Source organism: Enterococcus mundtii (assembly GCF_013394305.1).
Classification (GTDB): domain Bacteria; phylum Bacillota; class Bacilli; order Lactobacillales; family Enterococcaceae; genus Enterococcus_B; species Enterococcus_B pernyi.
The window spans coordinates 65,821-81,402 of the sequence record NZ_AP019810.1; the positions used below are offsets into that span (position 1 = coordinate 65,821).

Annotated in this window: 20 protein-coding genes; 11 read left to right on the plus strand and 9 right to left on the minus strand. The window is 35.4% G+C overall.

Features of this window, described 5'->3' with window-relative positions; genetic code table 11:
- Positions 1–311: 311 nt before the first annotated feature.
- The 7 genes from HZ311_RS00310 to HZ311_RS00340 all read right to left on the minus strand — a co-directional run bounded on the left by HZ311_RS00310 (position 312) and on the right by HZ311_RS00340 (position 5,044).
- Entirely contained in the window at positions 312–599 is a 288-nt protein-coding gene (locus tag HZ311_RS00310) for a transposase (protein ID WP_023519698.1), read from the minus strand.
- Between the two features lie 280 nt (positions 600–879).
- A complete protein-coding gene (locus HZ311_RS00315; protein WP_010735415.1) occupies positions 880–1,881 on the minus strand; it encodes an N-acetylmuramoyl-L-alanine amidase in 1,002 nt (333 codons plus the stop codon).
- A gap of 122 nt (positions 1,882–2,003) precedes the next feature.
- On the minus strand, positions 2,004–2,903 hold the full coding sequence (locus HZ311_RS00320; protein ID WP_232092499.1) for a peptidoglycan recognition protein family protein: 900 nt from the start codon (positions 2,901–2,903) through the stop codon (positions 2,004–2,006).
- Between the two features lie 30 nt (positions 2,904–2,933).
- Positions 2,934–3,206 carry a holin gene (locus HZ311_RS00325; protein ID WP_010735413.1) on the minus strand — a complete coding sequence of 91 codons (273 nt, stop codon included), beginning with the start codon at positions 3,204–3,206 and terminating at the stop codon, positions 2,934–2,936.
- A gap of 1 nt (position 3,207) precedes the next feature.
- A complete protein-coding gene (locus HZ311_RS00330) occupies positions 3,208–3,441 on the minus strand; it encodes a hypothetical protein (protein ID WP_178946387.1) in 234 nt (77 codons plus the stop codon).
- 287 nt (positions 3,442–3,728) lie between these two features.
- Positions 3,729–4,142, minus strand: coding sequence for an ArpU family phage packaging/lysis transcriptional regulator (locus tag HZ311_RS00335; protein WP_023519701.1), 414 nt, complete (start codon positions 4,140–4,142; stop codon positions 3,729–3,731).
- Positions 4,143–4,783: 641 nt separating this feature from the next.
- Complete coding sequence (locus HZ311_RS00340; RefSeq protein ID WP_066025029.1) at positions 4,784–5,044, minus strand: helix-turn-helix domain-containing protein; 261 nt, start codon at positions 5,042–5,044, stop codon at positions 4,784–4,786.
- A gap of 135 nt (positions 5,045–5,179) precedes the next feature.
- On the opposite strand from HZ311_RS00340, the gene HZ311_RS00345 reads away from it, so the two are divergent.
- From HZ311_RS00345 to bsh, 7 genes are all read left to right on the plus strand, one after another.
- On the plus strand, positions 5,180–5,626 hold the full coding sequence (locus HZ311_RS00345) for a helix-turn-helix domain-containing protein (protein WP_023519703.1): 447 nt from the start codon (positions 5,180–5,182) through the stop codon (positions 5,624–5,626).
- Positions 5,627–5,723: 97 nt separating this feature from the next.
- Complete coding sequence (locus HZ311_RS00350) at positions 5,724–5,915, plus strand: hypothetical protein (RefSeq protein ID WP_023519704.1); 192 nt, start codon at positions 5,724–5,726, stop codon at positions 5,913–5,915.
- A gap of 203 nt (positions 5,916–6,118) precedes the next feature.
- Positions 6,119–6,478, plus strand: a complete 360-nt coding sequence (locus HZ311_RS00355; protein ID WP_010735408.1) for a PaaI family thioesterase — start codon at positions 6,119–6,121, stop codon at positions 6,476–6,478.
- Positions 6,479–6,715: 237 nt separating this feature from the next.
- Positions 6,716–7,564 carry a YitT family protein gene (locus HZ311_RS00360; protein WP_023519705.1) on the plus strand — a complete coding sequence of 283 codons (849 nt, stop codon included), beginning with the start codon at positions 6,716–6,718 and terminating at the stop codon, positions 7,562–7,564.
- A gap of 163 nt (positions 7,565–7,727) precedes the next feature.
- Complete coding sequence (locus HZ311_RS00365; RefSeq protein WP_010735406.1) at positions 7,728–8,138, plus strand: organic hydroperoxide resistance protein; 411 nt, start codon at positions 7,728–7,730, stop codon at positions 8,136–8,138.
- A 55-nt stretch (positions 8,139–8,193) separates the two neighbouring features.
- Positions 8,194–8,634, plus strand: a complete 441-nt coding sequence (locus HZ311_RS00370) for a MarR family winged helix-turn-helix transcriptional regulator (RefSeq protein WP_178946388.1) — start codon at positions 8,194–8,196, stop codon at positions 8,632–8,634.
- Between the two features lie 116 nt (positions 8,635–8,750).
- Positions 8,751–9,725: a choloylglycine hydrolase gene (gene bsh, locus HZ311_RS00375; RefSeq protein WP_023519707.1), complete on the plus strand. Its 975-nt coding sequence runs from the start codon at positions 8,751–8,753 to the stop codon at positions 9,723–9,725.
- A gap of 71 nt (positions 9,726–9,796) precedes the next feature.
- Here bsh and HZ311_RS00380 read toward each other — a convergent pair whose 3' ends face one another.
- Positions 9,797–11,197 carry an LPXTG cell wall anchor domain-containing protein gene (locus tag HZ311_RS00380; RefSeq protein ID WP_178946389.1) on the minus strand — a complete coding sequence of 467 codons (1,401 nt, stop codon included), beginning with the start codon at positions 11,195–11,197 and terminating at the stop codon, positions 9,797–9,799.
- A gap of 128 nt (positions 11,198–11,325) precedes the next feature.
- Here HZ311_RS00380 and HZ311_RS00385 point away from each other — a divergent pair, with 128 nt between their 5' ends.
- From HZ311_RS00385 to HZ311_RS00400, 4 genes are all read left to right on the plus strand, one after another.
- Entirely contained in the window at positions 11,326–12,858 is a 1,533-nt protein-coding gene (locus tag HZ311_RS00385; protein WP_023519709.1) for a helix-turn-helix domain-containing protein, read from the plus strand.
- 141 nt (positions 12,859–12,999) lie between these two features.
- Positions 13,000–13,350, plus strand: coding sequence for a DUF2200 domain-containing protein (locus HZ311_RS00390; RefSeq protein ID WP_010735401.1), 351 nt, complete (start codon positions 13,000–13,002; stop codon positions 13,348–13,350).
- A gap of 69 nt (positions 13,351–13,419) precedes the next feature.
- Positions 13,420–13,947, plus strand: a complete 528-nt coding sequence (locus HZ311_RS00395) for a DUF308 domain-containing protein (RefSeq protein ID WP_023519710.1) — start codon at positions 13,420–13,422, stop codon at positions 13,945–13,947.
- Between the two features lie 174 nt (positions 13,948–14,121).
- Positions 14,122–15,273, plus strand: a complete 1,152-nt coding sequence (locus HZ311_RS00400) for a cation:proton antiporter (protein WP_010735399.1) — start codon at positions 14,122–14,124, stop codon at positions 15,271–15,273.
- A gap of 68 nt (positions 15,274–15,341) precedes the next feature.
- On the opposite strand, the gene HZ311_RS15695 is transcribed toward HZ311_RS00400, so the two are convergent.
- On the minus strand, positions 15,342–15,500 hold the full coding sequence (locus tag HZ311_RS15695; protein WP_023519711.1) for a hypothetical protein: 159 nt from the start codon (positions 15,498–15,500) through the stop codon (positions 15,342–15,344).
- Positions 15,501–15,582 lie beyond the last annotated feature (82 nt).

The window sequence follows — 15,582 nt, forward strand, 5'->3', positions numbered from 1 at the left end:
ACTTTCAAATAAATGATTTTAGATTTTTTCAGTGAATTTATTGTTTCTATTTTTCATTGTAATTGATTACTTCAAATATCTTCTCTTATTAGTCCCTGGCTATATTCATAATCTAGCATATACCTAATACGTAATTTTTTTGCTTTTACCATTCATACTCATAATAAACAATTGCTACGCAAGCAAATGAATGTTTTCAAAATCCTCTATTTCGTTTACTATTTTAGTCGCTATTTCCTAGATAGACATACTTTCACAGCAGTACAGCTCTTTTATATAAATAATGAAGAGGTTGATTCTGTTCTCACCGCTTATTCAGTTTCAGGTGGTATGAGAGGGCTAATATCTCTCTCCAAAAAGTTTAATAGACAATAGGCTAACCGGTTATTTTGACAGAATTTTTCTAATGGACGAGAGGAGACACCGGTTGCTTCAAAAATAATTTCAGGCGTTTCTGGCAGTACGGTGATTTCTTCAAGTAACTGGCGGAACTCTTCTTGATTATGACAGACTTTCCCTTCTGTTAGACATTGTTGATTATGGTAAAGTACTTTGTAACTTTTACCTTTAGATACGTCAAAAGCAAAAATAAAGGTCATGCGACTTCTCCTTTATTATTTGATTGAACATCTTTCACTCATTCATTCCGATTCGACTTTTCTTTACACGGACTCGAGGTCCATTAGAGTATGTTCGAGCTTCCCTTAACTCTCACTATACTTGAATAAGAGAAATAGTGGTTATCGATGTAGTTTCAAAGGCAAATCTTTCGAAAACAAGTAAAAAAACGAAAATTTATTTTCAAATTCTCGTTTTTTTACTTGTTTCTGTTAGTTTTCGGCTTTTCTCAAAACTGTGCGTAATTATTAATTATAGCAATTAGATTTCAATGCCAGTAACCCAGTATGAAGTAACGATTCCATTAGCAGTTGAACCAATAGCCAACCAAGTATAACCTTCACTAATTGACTGTCTTACAAAGGCATGGCCATTCTTTTGTACGAGTATTTTGTCATATTCGAACGTTTCCCCCAGATCCACGCGACGTAGTATTGGCAGACTAGTTGGATTGGTTACATTGTCACTTGAAGGTCCTCGTAAGTTGATCCCTCCTGAAATAGCGACAGTCACCTCGCCTTTTCTTTCAATCCATTCATTATCAGAAGATGCTTCTGCTACTAATGATCCTGAAACCCAGCCGTTACCATCCACTTCATACCAGTGTCTGATACCATTCACTAACTCCCCGTTGATCGTCACTCGTGCAGAATGGAAAACTTGACTTCTAGTTAATTGACGTAAGATTGCTGATCGTGTGTTTGGCTCTTGGCGTACATTTAAAACATCTGCTGCTACGACCATTTCTTTATTCCAATCATGCATGATATAGTCCGGTTCTGGAACGTTGCCATCCCCACCATTAAGGATATCTCTGACAGCATCCATATTTGTCCCTGGACAAATATTTGACGCATGTCCACTAAACTCATTATGACCTAAGACGTTTTCAACGGATAAACCAAATCGTTCCATTGCGGCTTTCGCACGCTGATTGAAAGCTTCTTCTTGAGCTTCCGTAAATGAACCATTTCCTACTAAACAGATATGATAGGTTGGTGTATTGTGCCCACCAACACCATTAGTTACATCTTCATCAAAGTAGCACCATTGTACAGTTCCGTCACGTAAGATAATCTCATGATAACCGCCAGTTCCCCAGCCTAGTTCTCCATTCCAATATTGTTGAAAGATAAAAACATCTCCTGTTTCAGTTGCTGAATGGTGACGTGCAATGTTTTTGACCACTGAAACGTCTCGTTTCGCATTAGTTGGTCCTAAAATCCGTGAATCTCCTCGTAAATCCTCAATTTTGATTGTCATAATAATCTTCCTTTCTCTGATTTTATTATTTTACAAAATCATTTTCTCATTAAATTTTGATATTTTATTTATTGTTGTATTGTTTTTGTTTGATTATAATATGAACAATGAAACAAACTTTATTATCGTTTAGGAATGGTCAAAGTATATTCTGGAAAAGAAACATCAACTGTTTGTCCACTGATCATATTTCCGTTTGGTTCATTCGTCCGTCTTAACATCGGAAATACTTTTTTTCCTGCATGTTTTTGAATGTCAAGTGTGCCGTCCAAACCAAACCGTAAACCAGTTGGTAAGTCGTAAGCAACATTCACATCGTCTCGTATAATGCCTGCTGACCGACAACGACCAATTTCTACAGAGGGATTATCGGCATCTATCCAAAAAACATAGCCTAGATCCAAAAAGGCTGCTCCATTTTGGGGTATTAACCATCCTGCTATCCGAAATATACCTAAAGATAGCTCATTAAATATTTCTAATTTTCCTCGATAGTTTCCGACTACCTTGGGTGGACTAGCTAAAATGATTTCATCATGTGTCAAGTCCTCAGCATCACCTAAGCGATCACGAATCATCCTCATGTTAATACCCGGACAGATAGTCGAAGAGTGTCCAATGAACTCATTGTGCCCCAAAACATCCTTCACTGATAGGTCAAAACGTTGCATCGCCGCTTTTGCTCGCGTGTCAAATGCTTTTTCCTGTTCTTTAGTGAACGAGCCATTTCCAACAAGACAAATATGGTAGGTTGGTATGTTATGTCCCCCCACACCATTTGTGATATCTTCATCAAAGTAACACCATTGTACCGTGCCATCTCTTAGGATAATCTCATGATAGCCACCAGTTCCCCACCCCAATGTGTTCTTCCAATAGTTTTGAAACGCCCATACATCTCCTGTGGTTGTTGCCGAATGATGACGCGCAATTTTAGTTATTTCTGATGCCTTTCTTTTGGCATTGGTCGGTCCTAAAATACGTCCATCTCCTCGTAGATCCTCCAGTCTTATCTTCCTCACCTCCTTTACTGGTAAAAGAAACTTGGACGATCAATTGCTTTTATTAGACTCCTGTAACTTCATTACATGATCTCCTAAATCAAATAATCCACCTGCGGCCAAACCAGCAATCGCTCCTGCCCATAAATAAAGAATGAGATCCTGTGGAACGAATGAGAAGGAATACAGCCCACTAAGCAAAATTCCAGTAACCACGTTGCTGATAGGCAAAAGTTTACTGCGTCCTATTTGTCCTTTCACCAGTTCTGTCACACCGACGACCAGTGGTGTGATAATACTTGAAATCGTTAAGATTTCGGTCAACCTACTTCACCTCCTTTCCAATTTGTTTGAAAATAGATTTGATTTGTTCTTCAATAATTGAGAGACGATTGCCATACTCGATTTGGCTTTTTTCTACTCGAATAATAGTATTCTCTAATTTCCCCAATGTATGATCGAGCTTTGTAAACATTGCATAGAATTTTGCTACGCCTACAATCAACGTTCCACCAAGTGTTATGACAGCCATCCATTCACCAATTGATACTTCCGTCATTCTCTACCTCCGTTATCTTTGACGTTTTTGTTTCTGTGAGAGTATTTGTATCTTTCATCATTTGATTCTTCTTTCGTTTCATATAGTGACTTAAGTTGATTGCTCTATTTTCTTTATTCCACTATATGTGCCATGTTCATCTTGAAAATGTAGATACACCTATCTATCACCTGTTATTACATAGAAAAACAAATACTTATTATTTTCTGCCATTTCCTAAGCTTACATTCATACTAGCATCAAAGAAGAGATGGGAACCGCCAATCATCTGCCAAAAAAACGCCAAATTATTTATACGCAATCAGTTTTCCAGTCTTATATGCTTCAGCGAATTCAATCAATGCTTCTGCTTTTTTTCTCTGAATCGTTCTTTCGGAATAACCGATTTCAAGACTAATCTTATAATTCGAAAAACTTTCAGGAACAAAATAAGAATAATAAAGGATCATTCGATTCGTTAGACTCAAAACCATCAAAGCATTTAAGATTGCATTCCTTTCTGCTTCAATCGCTATCATTTGCATAGATGCCCTTTCTGAAGATTGATCAGAAAGAGTTGCTTTTAAGCTATTGATTCTATGAGGAGATTGAATGTCGACTGTGACACGTCCTACCAGCCGATCAAGTTTACGAAAATTTTTTAAAACTTCTCTCACATTACATCTTGTTTGTTTCATATCTATTCTTTTGGGGTACATCACAAAAAATCACTCCTTTAAAAATTCATCTTTTAGATCTACTGATATAAAGTATTTGGCTTCTACTAGTCAAACCACAAACTAAATTGCACAGAGTTTTCATTTTATTTCTTTTCCAACTCATATATAAATAGACGTTTCGTAAGGTATGAAGTATTTTTTTGTCATACTATACTTAAACTAATGATTGTTCGAATTAGCCAATCATTAAATCTTCATAACCAATATCATTGGATACACAATACTTTTCTATTTCTTTTCGTGTCTATTTAGGATGATTGACCTGTTTGACCGGATTTTTGAGATTACGTAATCCAGACTCCATTTTTACTCCTCTTTTCCAACGTGGTTTTCCCTTCAATTACCTCATTACTGCTTCTATTCCTTCAGAATCTGGTTGGATAAACCGAAGATTTGTATGTCCGAGTTTTTTCTTTTTTTCTAGACCGACAGTTCAATGGCATTCTTACTCACTCCTTAATAAAAATTAAATGTGTCTGCTTATATTAGTACCTATTACAAGGACGCTAAAATGTTGAAAGACCATCGTTTGGTTTAAATGATTTTATTCGTCACATCAAATAATAGGTCATATGCTGTTCATCAATTTTAAGTGGTTATCTTGATGTTTATCACATGAATCACTAAAGATTATTTTGGTTTAATCCACGCGAAATATAACTTAAAGTTGATTTGTTACCGAAAAATATATAGTCATCGGAAATACCATAAATTTCCGAAAATTTCTTTGCTAAAGAAATCGGCACATCAGTGGCATCATCCTCGTACTCAGCAAGCTGTTCCTTAGTAAGATTTAGACCATAACTATTTTGCAGAATGTCAATTACTTCAGTCTGATTCAAATCTGAATTTACTCTTGCTGCTTTCAAAGATATTTGCAACATATAAAACACCTCCTATTTATATATTTTAATATAACTTAAAGTTATAGTAAATAATTTTATATAACTATGTATAACTTAATGTTGATTTAGACCAGTTTCTGGTATATTATTGGAGTAAGAACTCGGAGGATTATTATGGATAAAAATATTATTGGACAGAAGATTAGTGAACTAAGGCATAAACAACAAATGACGCAAGAAGAATTGGCAATAAAAGTCGGTGTTAGCAAGCAAACTATTTCTAATTGGGAAACTGGATTAAAAACACCTCGTATGGGTGCTATTCAAAAAATTGCTGAGTTATTTCATGTGACAAAAGGTTATATTATTGAAGGTGAGGAAGAAAATTCTCGTCGTCTACTCTCTATCTTTGAAAAACTTAATAGCGAAAGACAACAGTCAGTAATCTCTTTTGCAGGAAAAAAATTAGAAGAACAACAGTTAGAAACAAAGCTTGATAATGAAGAACTTCTCAAAGAAATTGATGAATTCGTAGAAGAATATGGATTCGAGGCCTTTGAAAATTTACATAAAGTAATTACCAGTAAAAGGCAAAAAGAACAAAATAAAAATATCAGCTAAATCCCTCTCCCCCTTTTTAAACGAACGGTTACAATTTTAGAATAATAATAATATAATTGTTATATAACCGTATATATAGGGGGTGTTTTTTTTCTGATTGCCTAAAAAAAATAAATTTTCAAAAGAAATAGTTGATTTTGAAAAAAGACTTCATCATAAAAAGGCAGGAGTAGAAAAAGAAAAAGCATTGGTTAAAGGGATAATTGGTGGCTATACGCCTAATGAAATAAAAGAAATCCGGAAATTAATGAAAAAACTAAAAAAAGCAGACCATTATTTGTTTTTATGAACTTTGGCATTTTTTCTGGTAAAAGATTTAGAACAAGTGTTTCATTCAAACTAAATGATTAAATTTTAACTGACAGTTCTTCCATTCATCAGTAAAAAATTTTTAATTGAATACCCTAATAGTTCGCAAACAGTGTTTTAATGATAAAAATAGAGTTTAATTATGACAGTAGCAATAAAGAATAAGAAATAAGGAGTAACAGGATGAATTTATTAGATCATCTAGGGATTGAAACGTGTATTGTTTCACCTAAAGAAGTCCAATTGACTTTAGCAATTGACGAAAAGCATCACCAACCTTATGGCTATTTGCATGGAGGAATCAATGCTGTATTGATCGAAACGGCTTGTAGCATTGGGGCTAACGAATATTTACAAGCCCCCCACTTTGCTGTAGGTATCGATCTGCAAGTCCAACATTTGAATAAAGCCTCTACAGGTAACTTGAGAGTGGTTGCACAACCTGAAAAAATCGGGAAAAATATTCATTTTTGGCAGGCAACGATTTATTTAGATAATGATTTAAAAATCGCTACAGGGCAATGCACCTTGATGGTCAATTAGCTTTTGTAAATAGTTTCTATAAATAACGAGTCAGCATAAATCAAAAAATACACGCTTTGTTCCATTTCATAATTGTTTTTATTGATTGGTGTCCAATATTTCGACCCATTTTAGCTTTGAACGATTCATTATAAATTTAGGTTTATCTAACTTTCTTTTTCAACTTTGTTAACTTTTATACAAAATTAATGTATAATGAGAATAGTTGGAAATAAATGTATAGTAGGAAGTGGATAAATGAAACACGGTAGAAATATAATTTGGACATACATTAAAATAGTATTTGCTTTAACTATTTTAGCTATCAGTATCAACATGTTTTTAGGTCCGCATCACATTGCAGCTGGTGGCGTAAGTGGACTTGGTATTTTACTTGAGTCAGCTTTAGGTTTGAACCGAGCAACAGTTATACTAGTTTTGAATATCATCATGTTGATTTTGGCCTTGATTTTTTTAGGCAAGAAACCTTTCTTTAAAGTATTATTTGGTAGTTTAGTCTTCCCAGCGATCATTGAGATCGTCCCAGAGTATATGATCACGCCTGATCGTCTCTTATCAGTCATTTTCGGTAGTGCGATCTTTGCTTTGGGTGTAGCTATCTTATACAAAAATAATTCATCTAGTGGCGGTACCACGATTCCTCCCCTTATCTTCAAAAAATACTTCAATTTAAGTACTTCCATTGGACTTTTGATGACCGATGCTGTCGTTGTTTCCTTAACCTTATTTGTTTTTGGATTTGATGAATTTCTCTATGCGATTCTGTCGATCGTAATTACATCCATCGTGATGAATTACATTGAAACAGGAACAAATCGTCAAAAATCGATCATGGTTCTAAGCGAGAATCATCTTTTAGAAATCCATACACGTTTAAGTCAGGAGATTGGACGTGGGTTCACGATCCTAGAAGCTAGAGGCGGTTATAGTAATCTATCAAAAGAAGTGTTGTTGATGGTTGTAACTGACCAAGAATTTTCTAAAGTCAAACCGATAATTGAAGAAATCGATCCGAATGCTTTTGTCATCGTCAATAGTGTAGCAGAAGTCATGGGTAGTGGATTTACGTACCATCCGATCGAATGATGTCACAATTAAAATGAACGGACCTATTCCTATAAAAAAGTCTACTCTTAGTTTTTATTCATAAACCAGGAGTAGACTTTTTTTCAAAGCAAGTTAGTTGCTCTACCTAATTAAATTGTGTACAATTTAATTGTATCAAATATAAAAAGAGGAGTGATTTTTAATGAAAAAAATGTATTCAACAAAAATGATCAATACTGGCGGACGTTCTGGGGAAGTACACAGTCCAGATCACTCATTCGAGCTTAACATTGCAGCTCCAGGTAAACGTGTAGAAGATGCAACAAATCCGGAACAATTGTTTGCCGCTGGCTTTAGTGCATGTTTCAATAGCGCATTAGACTTGATCAAAACACAAAAAAATATTGACGGTGCATCAACAATCAGCGCTCAAGTGTCTCTATATGCAGAAAGTGAAATGAGTTTTGTGTTAGGCGTTGAGATCGAAGGTTCAGTTGAAGGTTTATCAATCGAAGAAACACAAGAATTACTAGAAGCTGCACATAAAGTTTGTCCTTATTCAAAAGCAACAGCTGGCAATATCGAAGTTACTTTGACAGCCGTAGAGAACTAGATTTTTTTAGAAAAAACAAGTATGCTATAAAGTAGCACATTAGGAGGTGGTCTATTTGGAGGAGTTATTACTAAAAAATCAATTATGCTTTCCTTTATATGCCACCTCTAAAGAAATTACTCGTTACTATACGCCCTTGTTGAGGCCACTGGATCTTACTTATACGCAGTATCTTGTTTTACTTGTTTTATGGGAGAGAAAACAAATCACCATGAAGGAATTAGGAAAGATCTTGTGTTTGGATTCAGGAACTTTGACTCCTGTAATAAAGAAATTAACTAGTAAGCAGTATATCACTCGTAAAAGAGATGATTCAGATGAACGAGTATCTATCCTATCTCTAACTGAACAAGGACTTTTGTTGCAAGAACAAGCAAAAGACATTCCAAAAAAGATCCTTGATTTTTTACCTTTAGATGAAGAAGAATTATCTATGCTACTTTACTTGACTAAAAAAATGCTTAAAAATTTTAATAAAGAACAACACGCTCGGTAATCACATTACCGAGTTTTTTTCGCTTGATTGACCAGTTTATAAGAAAAGAGAATCATTTTATTAGTAATTTTTCCTTTATCCTCTTAATATAGAATTAAACAAAGGAGGTTATTATAATGTGTACATCTATTACTTACACAACAAACGATCATTATTTTGGACGGAATTTGGATTTAGAGATTTCTTATAATGAACAGGTGACGATCACTCCAAGAAATTTTCCTTTTGTTTATCGGAAAGCACCAAAACAAGAGTCTCACTATGCGATCATCGGTATGGCAGCAGTTGTAGATAACTACCCCCTCTATTATGATGCAACAAATGAAAAAGGTTTGAGTATGGCTGGTTTAAATTTCCCTGGAAATGCCCATTTTTTTGACGAAGATGCCGAAAAGACCAATATCACACCATTTGAATTTATTCCTTGGATATTGAGTCAATGTAAAAACGTGGAAGAAGCTCGTACGTTATTAGCGGATATCAATTTAGTCAACATCAATTTTAGTGAAGAACTACCGTTATCTCCTCTTCATTGGATATTAGCAGATCAAAAAACATCGATTGTTATTGAATCAGTTGCCGAAGGATTAAAAATTTATGATAATCCAATCGGTGTACTAACAAATAATCCAACCTTTGACTATCAATTATTTAATTTGAACAACTATCGGTCAGTCTCACCGACTACCCTTAAAAACCATTTCTCCGATGAACTTGATTTATCGGTCTATTCTCGCGGTATGGGCGGATTAGGTTTACCTGGAGATTTATCATCTGCTTCTCGTTTTGTCAAAGTTGCATTTACAAAATTAAATTCTGTCAAAGCAACGACTGAACAGGAAAGCGTTAGTCAATTCTTCCATATCCTAAAATCGGTCGAACAACAAAAAGGACTATGTGACGTTGGGAATGGTAAATTTGAGTATACGATCTATTCTTCTTGTTGCAATGTGGATAAAGGAATCTATTACTACACGACTTACACAAATAGCCAAATTAATGCAGTCGATATGACGAAAGAAGATTTAGATAGTACAGAATTACTTACCTATCCATTGATTGAAGAAGAACAAGTTCACTATGTTAACTGATTATTAATCATTTTCTACGCAAAAATGCCTTGAAACATTCCGTTTCAAGGCGTTTTTACCTATTACAATCATTAGTTGATTTTTCTAAAAGTAACCATACTCATTCCTGTGATCAGCAGACCAAACATCCATGTAAAGAAGCGATTGTGCTCTCCTGTTTTAGGTAATTGCTTCGTTGCTTCCTCTGTGGCTGTTGCAGAGTTCTTATCATTAGCTGCTTGATTTGAAGAGTGAACTATTTTTGTCATTGGCAGAATTTCTTTCGCAATTTCAGACGATTGTTTATTTACCAGTACATCTGTCGTATCAATATGTGGAATTGATTGTTTTCGAATTTGAGACAATGGTTTTACTTGCTCAGGTATTGTGATCGTTGGATTGCTGCCTTCAGGGTGGATTTGTGGTTTAATCACTTCTTCACCACCATGTCCACCATTTCCATTTTCCTCGTTATCCCCTTCATAGTTTCCATTGTTCCCCTCTGGTTTATCCGGTTTTGCATCTGGATTCTCATCTGGATTATCCGGTGTCTCGTCTGGATTTTCATCGGGATTATCCGGTGTCTCATCTGGGTTCTCGTCCGGATTATCTGGTGTCACATCAGGATTCTCATCTGGATTAACCGGTGTCTCGTCTGGATTTTCATCTGGATTATCCGGTGTCTCATCTGGGTTCTCGTCCGGATTATCCGGTGTCACATCGGGATTTTCATCCGGATTATCCGGTGTCTCGTCTGGATTTTCATCTGGATTATCTGGTGTCACATCGGGATTTTCATCCGGATTATCCGGTGTCTCATCTGGGTTCTCGTCCGGATTATCTGGTGTCACATCGGGATTTTCATCCGGATTATCTGGTGTCACATCGGGATTTTTATCCGGATTATCCGGTGTCTCGTCTGGATTTTCATCTGGATTATCCGGTTTAGGATTAGGATCTGGATTAGGATCTGGATTAGGATCTGGCTCAGTCAAGCCCCCTGTTCCTCCAGCTTTTTGTTCAACTGTTTGACGTTGACTATATTGTGTCAAATGATGACTGTCCTCAGGTTGACCATCTGCTACTTTTACGGTAAATAAAGCAGGTCTATTGATTGGTTGTGTCAGTGTAATATTAAACGTAAAAGTTGCTAGTTTGTTGTGGAATACAAGTGAAGCTGGATCGTGTTCGATCTTCAACGCTGGATCAACGTTTTCAAATTGGACAACAGACTGTAAAATCGGTTGAATATCCCCTGAATAAGTCACCAGTGCCTTCACCGTGATCGTCTCTCCTAGTTTAAGTCTCATAATACCAGAGTTTGCTGAAACATGTTCTTCTAAAAATTTGATTTGATTCACATTTGCCCAGACGGAATGAGAAGCTAGTTGAGCGACATCATTGCTAGGTTGTTCATCTGTCTGTGCAGCTTCGACTGGTACAGAAACACTACTCAGTAAAACTGAAGCAAAGAGAAGACTTAAATATTTCATGAGAATTCCTCCTATTTAATATCATTATCATGTTAAACATAAGATAATATAGATTGAGACGGAAGATTTACTGTTTTTTTGTTGAAAATAAAGAAATTTTCAGTAAAATTTCAACCGGAGGAATTTCAATGCAAACACAAGAAGCAATCAAAAAGTTTTTATTAAAGAAGAAAAATGTAACAAAGCTTGAGATTTTTCTTTTTTTAACAGAGCATCAGTTCTTTATCACCACGCACTATCTAGCCGACCATTTTAAGATGTCTGATTCAAATTTTCTTTTATATCTTCATGAAATCGAACAGGACTTCCATGCTTTGGGCATAAATAATCTGGAAGTAGTGAAAAACAAAAAGTTTGTCAAAATTTCTTTGAACGATGCTGACCTTGCGAAGTGTTATTACGAATTATTTGGTAAATATTGTTTTGAATCAACTAATTTTCAAATCATCGCTGCCTTACTTCGACAAAAAGTCAACTCAATGGTCACGATCAGCCAAATGACAAATTACAGCCCTTCATATCTCTATTCTAAAATGAAAGCAATCAACCAATTTTTAGCTCTATATGGAATCTCCTTCAAGTTTTCAAGTAAAGGAAAAAAAATAATCACTGGTAGTGAAATTCAAATCCAATATTGTTTTCTAGATGTTTATTGGACGATTTTTGCTAATACGTCCCTTCCCTATCACAAGGAAGAGCCAAAAAAAATCGATTACACTCTTCATGTCTTCTTCAAGAAAGAGTTATTGGATGAGATGAATGGTGGCGTCTTGGATAAGTTGTATCTTCTTTTAAAACTTTGCCAGGATAATTTTCCCATGACTTCTTTAGAAAATGTTCAAAAAGAATTAAGTCAGTTTAAGTATATTGATCTTCTAATTGAACCTGATGTGGATATTTTAAATCCTGATTTACCGATTTGTCGGGAACAACGAATCATACTCAATTTATTAGCACGCCTAACGATTTCTCAATTGGATAGTGAAGAACAAAGTTTGACGCACTATCAAAGACTGTTAGCGATCGATTTTCCTTATTTGATTTATTCCAAGAACTTAGTCGAAACATTCAGTCATCATTTCGCTTTAGAGCTACCTGAAAAACAAAAAAAGTTATATGCACTGTCCTTTACGATCAATAAACTTCACAATACCTTTTTGGATAGCGAACAGCCGAATACACCTTTACCAACTTTTTTGCTTTATAAGGATCAGAAAAACTATGAACACTTAAGAACCGTGGTCGCTGAATTTTATGAGAACTTCCGGCAAGAAAATTGGCATTACTTACCAGATTTTCTAGAAAAAGAAAATATTTCATGGGTAGTCGAAGAATTACTACATTTCTACGACCGATTCAAAAAGCAACCGCCGATCATTATCGGTGTGAATCACACGAAAGACTTTTATATCAGCAAAGATTTAATTGTTAAAATTGAACAAATCTTTTCAAAAGAAGCGATCGTCATCCAACGTTACTATATGGAGCGTTGCGATATCGTCATTAGTGATTGTCCACTAAACCAGCTACCCGAGCGTATCAAAAAGATTTATTTGTTAAACGGCATCGTTCGTCCAGATGATTGGAAAAAGATGATTGCTCAGTTAGCTACCTATATTTTTGAGATTAAACAAGAACGTGACTACGCTGATTTTGATTGATCATCACAGAAACAATTAGCTCAGTATCCTGTAGCGTTCTTACTATCTATTCCCCTGTTCACTGAACTTTCATGAGACTTGACACTATAGCTATTCTTTTCGAACAGTTCATTATATAATAATGGAAAAAGGAGCTTCTTTATGACTGAACATCGAATTTTTACTATGCCCTTTTCTTCTGTCTATCCTCTTTATCTAAAAAAAGCAGAACGAAAAAATCGTACAAAAGAGGAAGTTGACCAAATCGTTTATTGGTTGACCGGCTATAAACAAGCTGAATTAGAGGAACAGATCAAACTGGAAAAGGACTTCAAAACTTTCTTTGCTGAGGCACCGAGATTGAATCCTGACCGTAAATTGATCACTGGCGTCATTTGTGGTGTTAGAGTAGAAAATATTGAAGAGCCATTGATGCAAGAAATTCGTTATTTGGATAAGTTGATCGATGAGTTAGCTAAAGGAAAGAAAATAGAAAAAATTCTAAGAAAATAATGGAATCACTAGTTTTTAGTTGGTTTAAACAACAATAACCGTTAAAATAAAAAAAAGGAGGTTATAATAATGTATGAACTTATTCGAAGTAATTTTCAAAGATATGCTATTTTACGAGCAGCTATTTATATCATTGCTGGTATCGCCATAGTCATCAATCCAACTGCCGTATTTAATTTTGTCGGCTATCTTATCACTGCTTATTTTGTTTTATTAGGTCTGATCAATTTATTTGAAGCCTATAAAAACAAGCAAAAAACGGGTGCTTGGGGATTTGGACTTTTCAGCGCAATTGCTTTTCTGATTTTCGGACTGATCGTGTTCTTATTTGCATCAGCAATCGTTTCGATCTTACCAATTCTTTTAGGCTTGATGATTTTAGCAAATGGCGCATTTCAATTGTTCATCAGTTTGAATACGAAATCAAAAGGATGGTCATTATACAGCGTAATTTTACTGATTGGCGGATTGATTTTATTATTTAATCCATTCCAAAGCTTGATGGTACTTTTCCAAATCTTTGGTGGTATCTTGATCTTTATGGGGATTTCTGAAATCATCAACTACTTTAAAGTAAGAAATATGTATGTCAATTGATTAGTTATTTAAATTCGAGGTTGGGCTTAATGCCTAGCCTTTTTTGTCCTGCGGTTTCATATATCCATACAATGGACGATACTACATAAATAACGTTATTTATGTTATCCTGTTTAGTAGGTCATTTGACACGAATAAAATAAATTCTTTTTTGAGAAAGGAAGGATGAAAAGAATGGAATTTATAGGTATTCTCTGTTTGATCTTGTTAGCGACAACCATTGGCTCTCACCTTTCACGGAGGTTTGGTGTACCTGCGGTGATCGGTCAACTACTCGTTGGCGTCTTGCTTGGTGGTGCGGGTCTGGGATGGGTGCATCCAAATATTCTCGTCCACGATTTTTCAGAAATAGGTGTCATTTTATTGATGTTTTTAGCTGGACTGGAAAGCGATCTTTCTCTTTTGAAAAAATACTTTCGACCAGGAATGTTCGTTGCTTTATTAGGGATCATACTCCCCGTATTATTTGGTTGGTTGACGGGTGAAATTTTCCAAGTCACAAGGAATGAAGCTATCTTCTTTGGAATCATCCTCGCAGCAACTTCTGTTAGTATCTCTGTTGAGGTATTGAAAGAACTTCATGTAGTCAACACAAAAGAAGGTTCGACTATCTTAGGTGCTTCAGTAGTTGATGACATTCTTGTCGTGTTGGTGTTAAGTTTCAGCTTATCATTTTTGACAGGAGAATCTGGTAGCAGCCTCCCTTTACCGCTTCTTTTATTGGAGCAAGTGATCTACTTTATTTTTATATTTTTATTAGTCAAATGGATTGCCCCATTTTTGATGTCACTAGCTGGAAAAATCTATGCCAACTCTGCGATTATCATTGTTTCCTTGGTTTTATGTCTAGGTATGTCCTACATCGCTGATTTGATCGGACTAAGTTCAGTTATTGGTGCATTTTTTGCAGGAATCGCGGTGAGTCAAACATCGGTCAAAGAAGAAGTGTATCATAATGTCGAGGCATTAGGTTATGCCGTATTTATTCCAGTCTTTTTTGTCAGTGTTGGACTAGAAGTCGATTTCTCTAACTTTGGAGAACAATTGATTTTTATCTTGATCCTAACAACTGTTGCAGTCTTGACTAAACTTGGTGGTGGTTATCTAGGGGCGAAAGTAGCCGGTTTCTCAACGAATAGTGCCTTTATGGTAGGAGCTGGCATGATCTCACGTGGTGAAATGGCACTGATCATCTTGCAAATTGGACAACAAAGCCAATTGATTGAAGCAAAATATTATTCTCCACTTGTGATCGTAATCTTATTAAGTACTTTGATCTCTCCATTGATTCTTAAATACTTTACTAGAAAAGTGTATCATGGGTGATTCGTTCTCAGATAAATAGAGCCTTTCTACTAGATTTCTCGAATCTAATAGAAAGGCTCTATTTTTGATCAAATAATATGCTCTTTGCTATCGTTCCATAACTCTTCTGGCGAGTAATAATCATTTTCATTCAGAACAAGAGTGCCATCTGGTTGAATTTCAATGGTCGATCCTACCCAGGTTGTTTGTGAAGCCAATAAACTATTCTTTCTCTTGCCATTTTTCATCGAAAAAGCTTCTGCATGTTCTTTGGCTAAATGTGATTTTAAATATCTTGTTTCCCCATTATCAAATTAGATCTTCAACATG

Excerpts from the sequence above, each read along its gene's own strand:
- HZ311_RS00310 (WP_023519698.1), bottom strand. The coding sequence starts at position 599 with ATGACCTTTATTTTTGCTTTTGACGTATCTAAAGGTAAAAGTTACAAA.
- HZ311_RS00315 (WP_010735415.1), bottom strand. The coding sequence starts at position 1,881 with ATGACAATCAAAATTGAGGATTTACGAGGAGATTCACGGATTTTAGGA.
- HZ311_RS00330 (WP_178946387.1), bottom strand. The coding sequence starts at position 3,441 with ATGACGGAAGTATCAATTGGTGAATGGATGGCTGTCATAACACTTGGT.
- HZ311_RS00340 (WP_066025029.1), bottom strand. The coding sequence starts at position 5,044 with ATGTTGCAAATATCTTTGAAAGCAGCAAGAGTAAATTCAGATTTGAAT.
- HZ311_RS00345 (WP_023519703.1), top strand. The coding sequence starts at position 5,180 with ATGGATAAAAATATTATTGGACAGAAGATTAGTGAACTAAGGCATAAA.
- HZ311_RS00355 (WP_010735408.1), top strand. The coding sequence starts at position 6,119 with ATGAATTTATTAGATCATCTAGGGATTGAAACGTGTATTGTTTCACCT.
- HZ311_RS00360 (WP_023519705.1), top strand. The coding sequence starts at position 6,716 with ATGAAACACGGTAGAAATATAATTTGGACATACATTAAAATAGTATTT.
- HZ311_RS00365 (WP_010735406.1), top strand. The coding sequence starts at position 7,728 with ATGAAAAAAATGTATTCAACAAAAATGATCAATACTGGCGGACGTTCT.
- bsh (WP_023519707.1), top strand. The coding sequence starts at position 8,751 with ATGTGTACATCTATTACTTACACAACAAACGATCATTATTTTGGACGG.
- HZ311_RS00380 (WP_178946389.1), bottom strand. The coding sequence starts at position 11,197 with ATGAAATATTTAAGTCTTCTCTTTGCTTCAGTTTTACTGAGTAGTGTT.
- HZ311_RS00385 (WP_023519709.1), top strand. The coding sequence starts at position 11,326 with ATGCAAACACAAGAAGCAATCAAAAAGTTTTTATTAAAGAAGAAAAAT.
- HZ311_RS00390 (WP_010735401.1), top strand. The coding sequence starts at position 13,000 with ATGACTGAACATCGAATTTTTACTATGCCCTTTTCTTCTGTCTATCCT.
- HZ311_RS00395 (WP_023519710.1), top strand. The coding sequence starts at position 13,420 with ATGTATGAACTTATTCGAAGTAATTTTCAAAGATATGCTATTTTACGA.
- HZ311_RS00400 (WP_010735399.1), top strand. The coding sequence starts at position 14,122 with ATGGAATTTATAGGTATTCTCTGTTTGATCTTGTTAGCGACAACCATT.
- HZ311_RS15695 (WP_023519711.1), bottom strand. The coding sequence starts at position 15,500 with ATGAAAAATGGCAAGAGAAAGAATAGTTTATTGGCTTCACAAACAACC.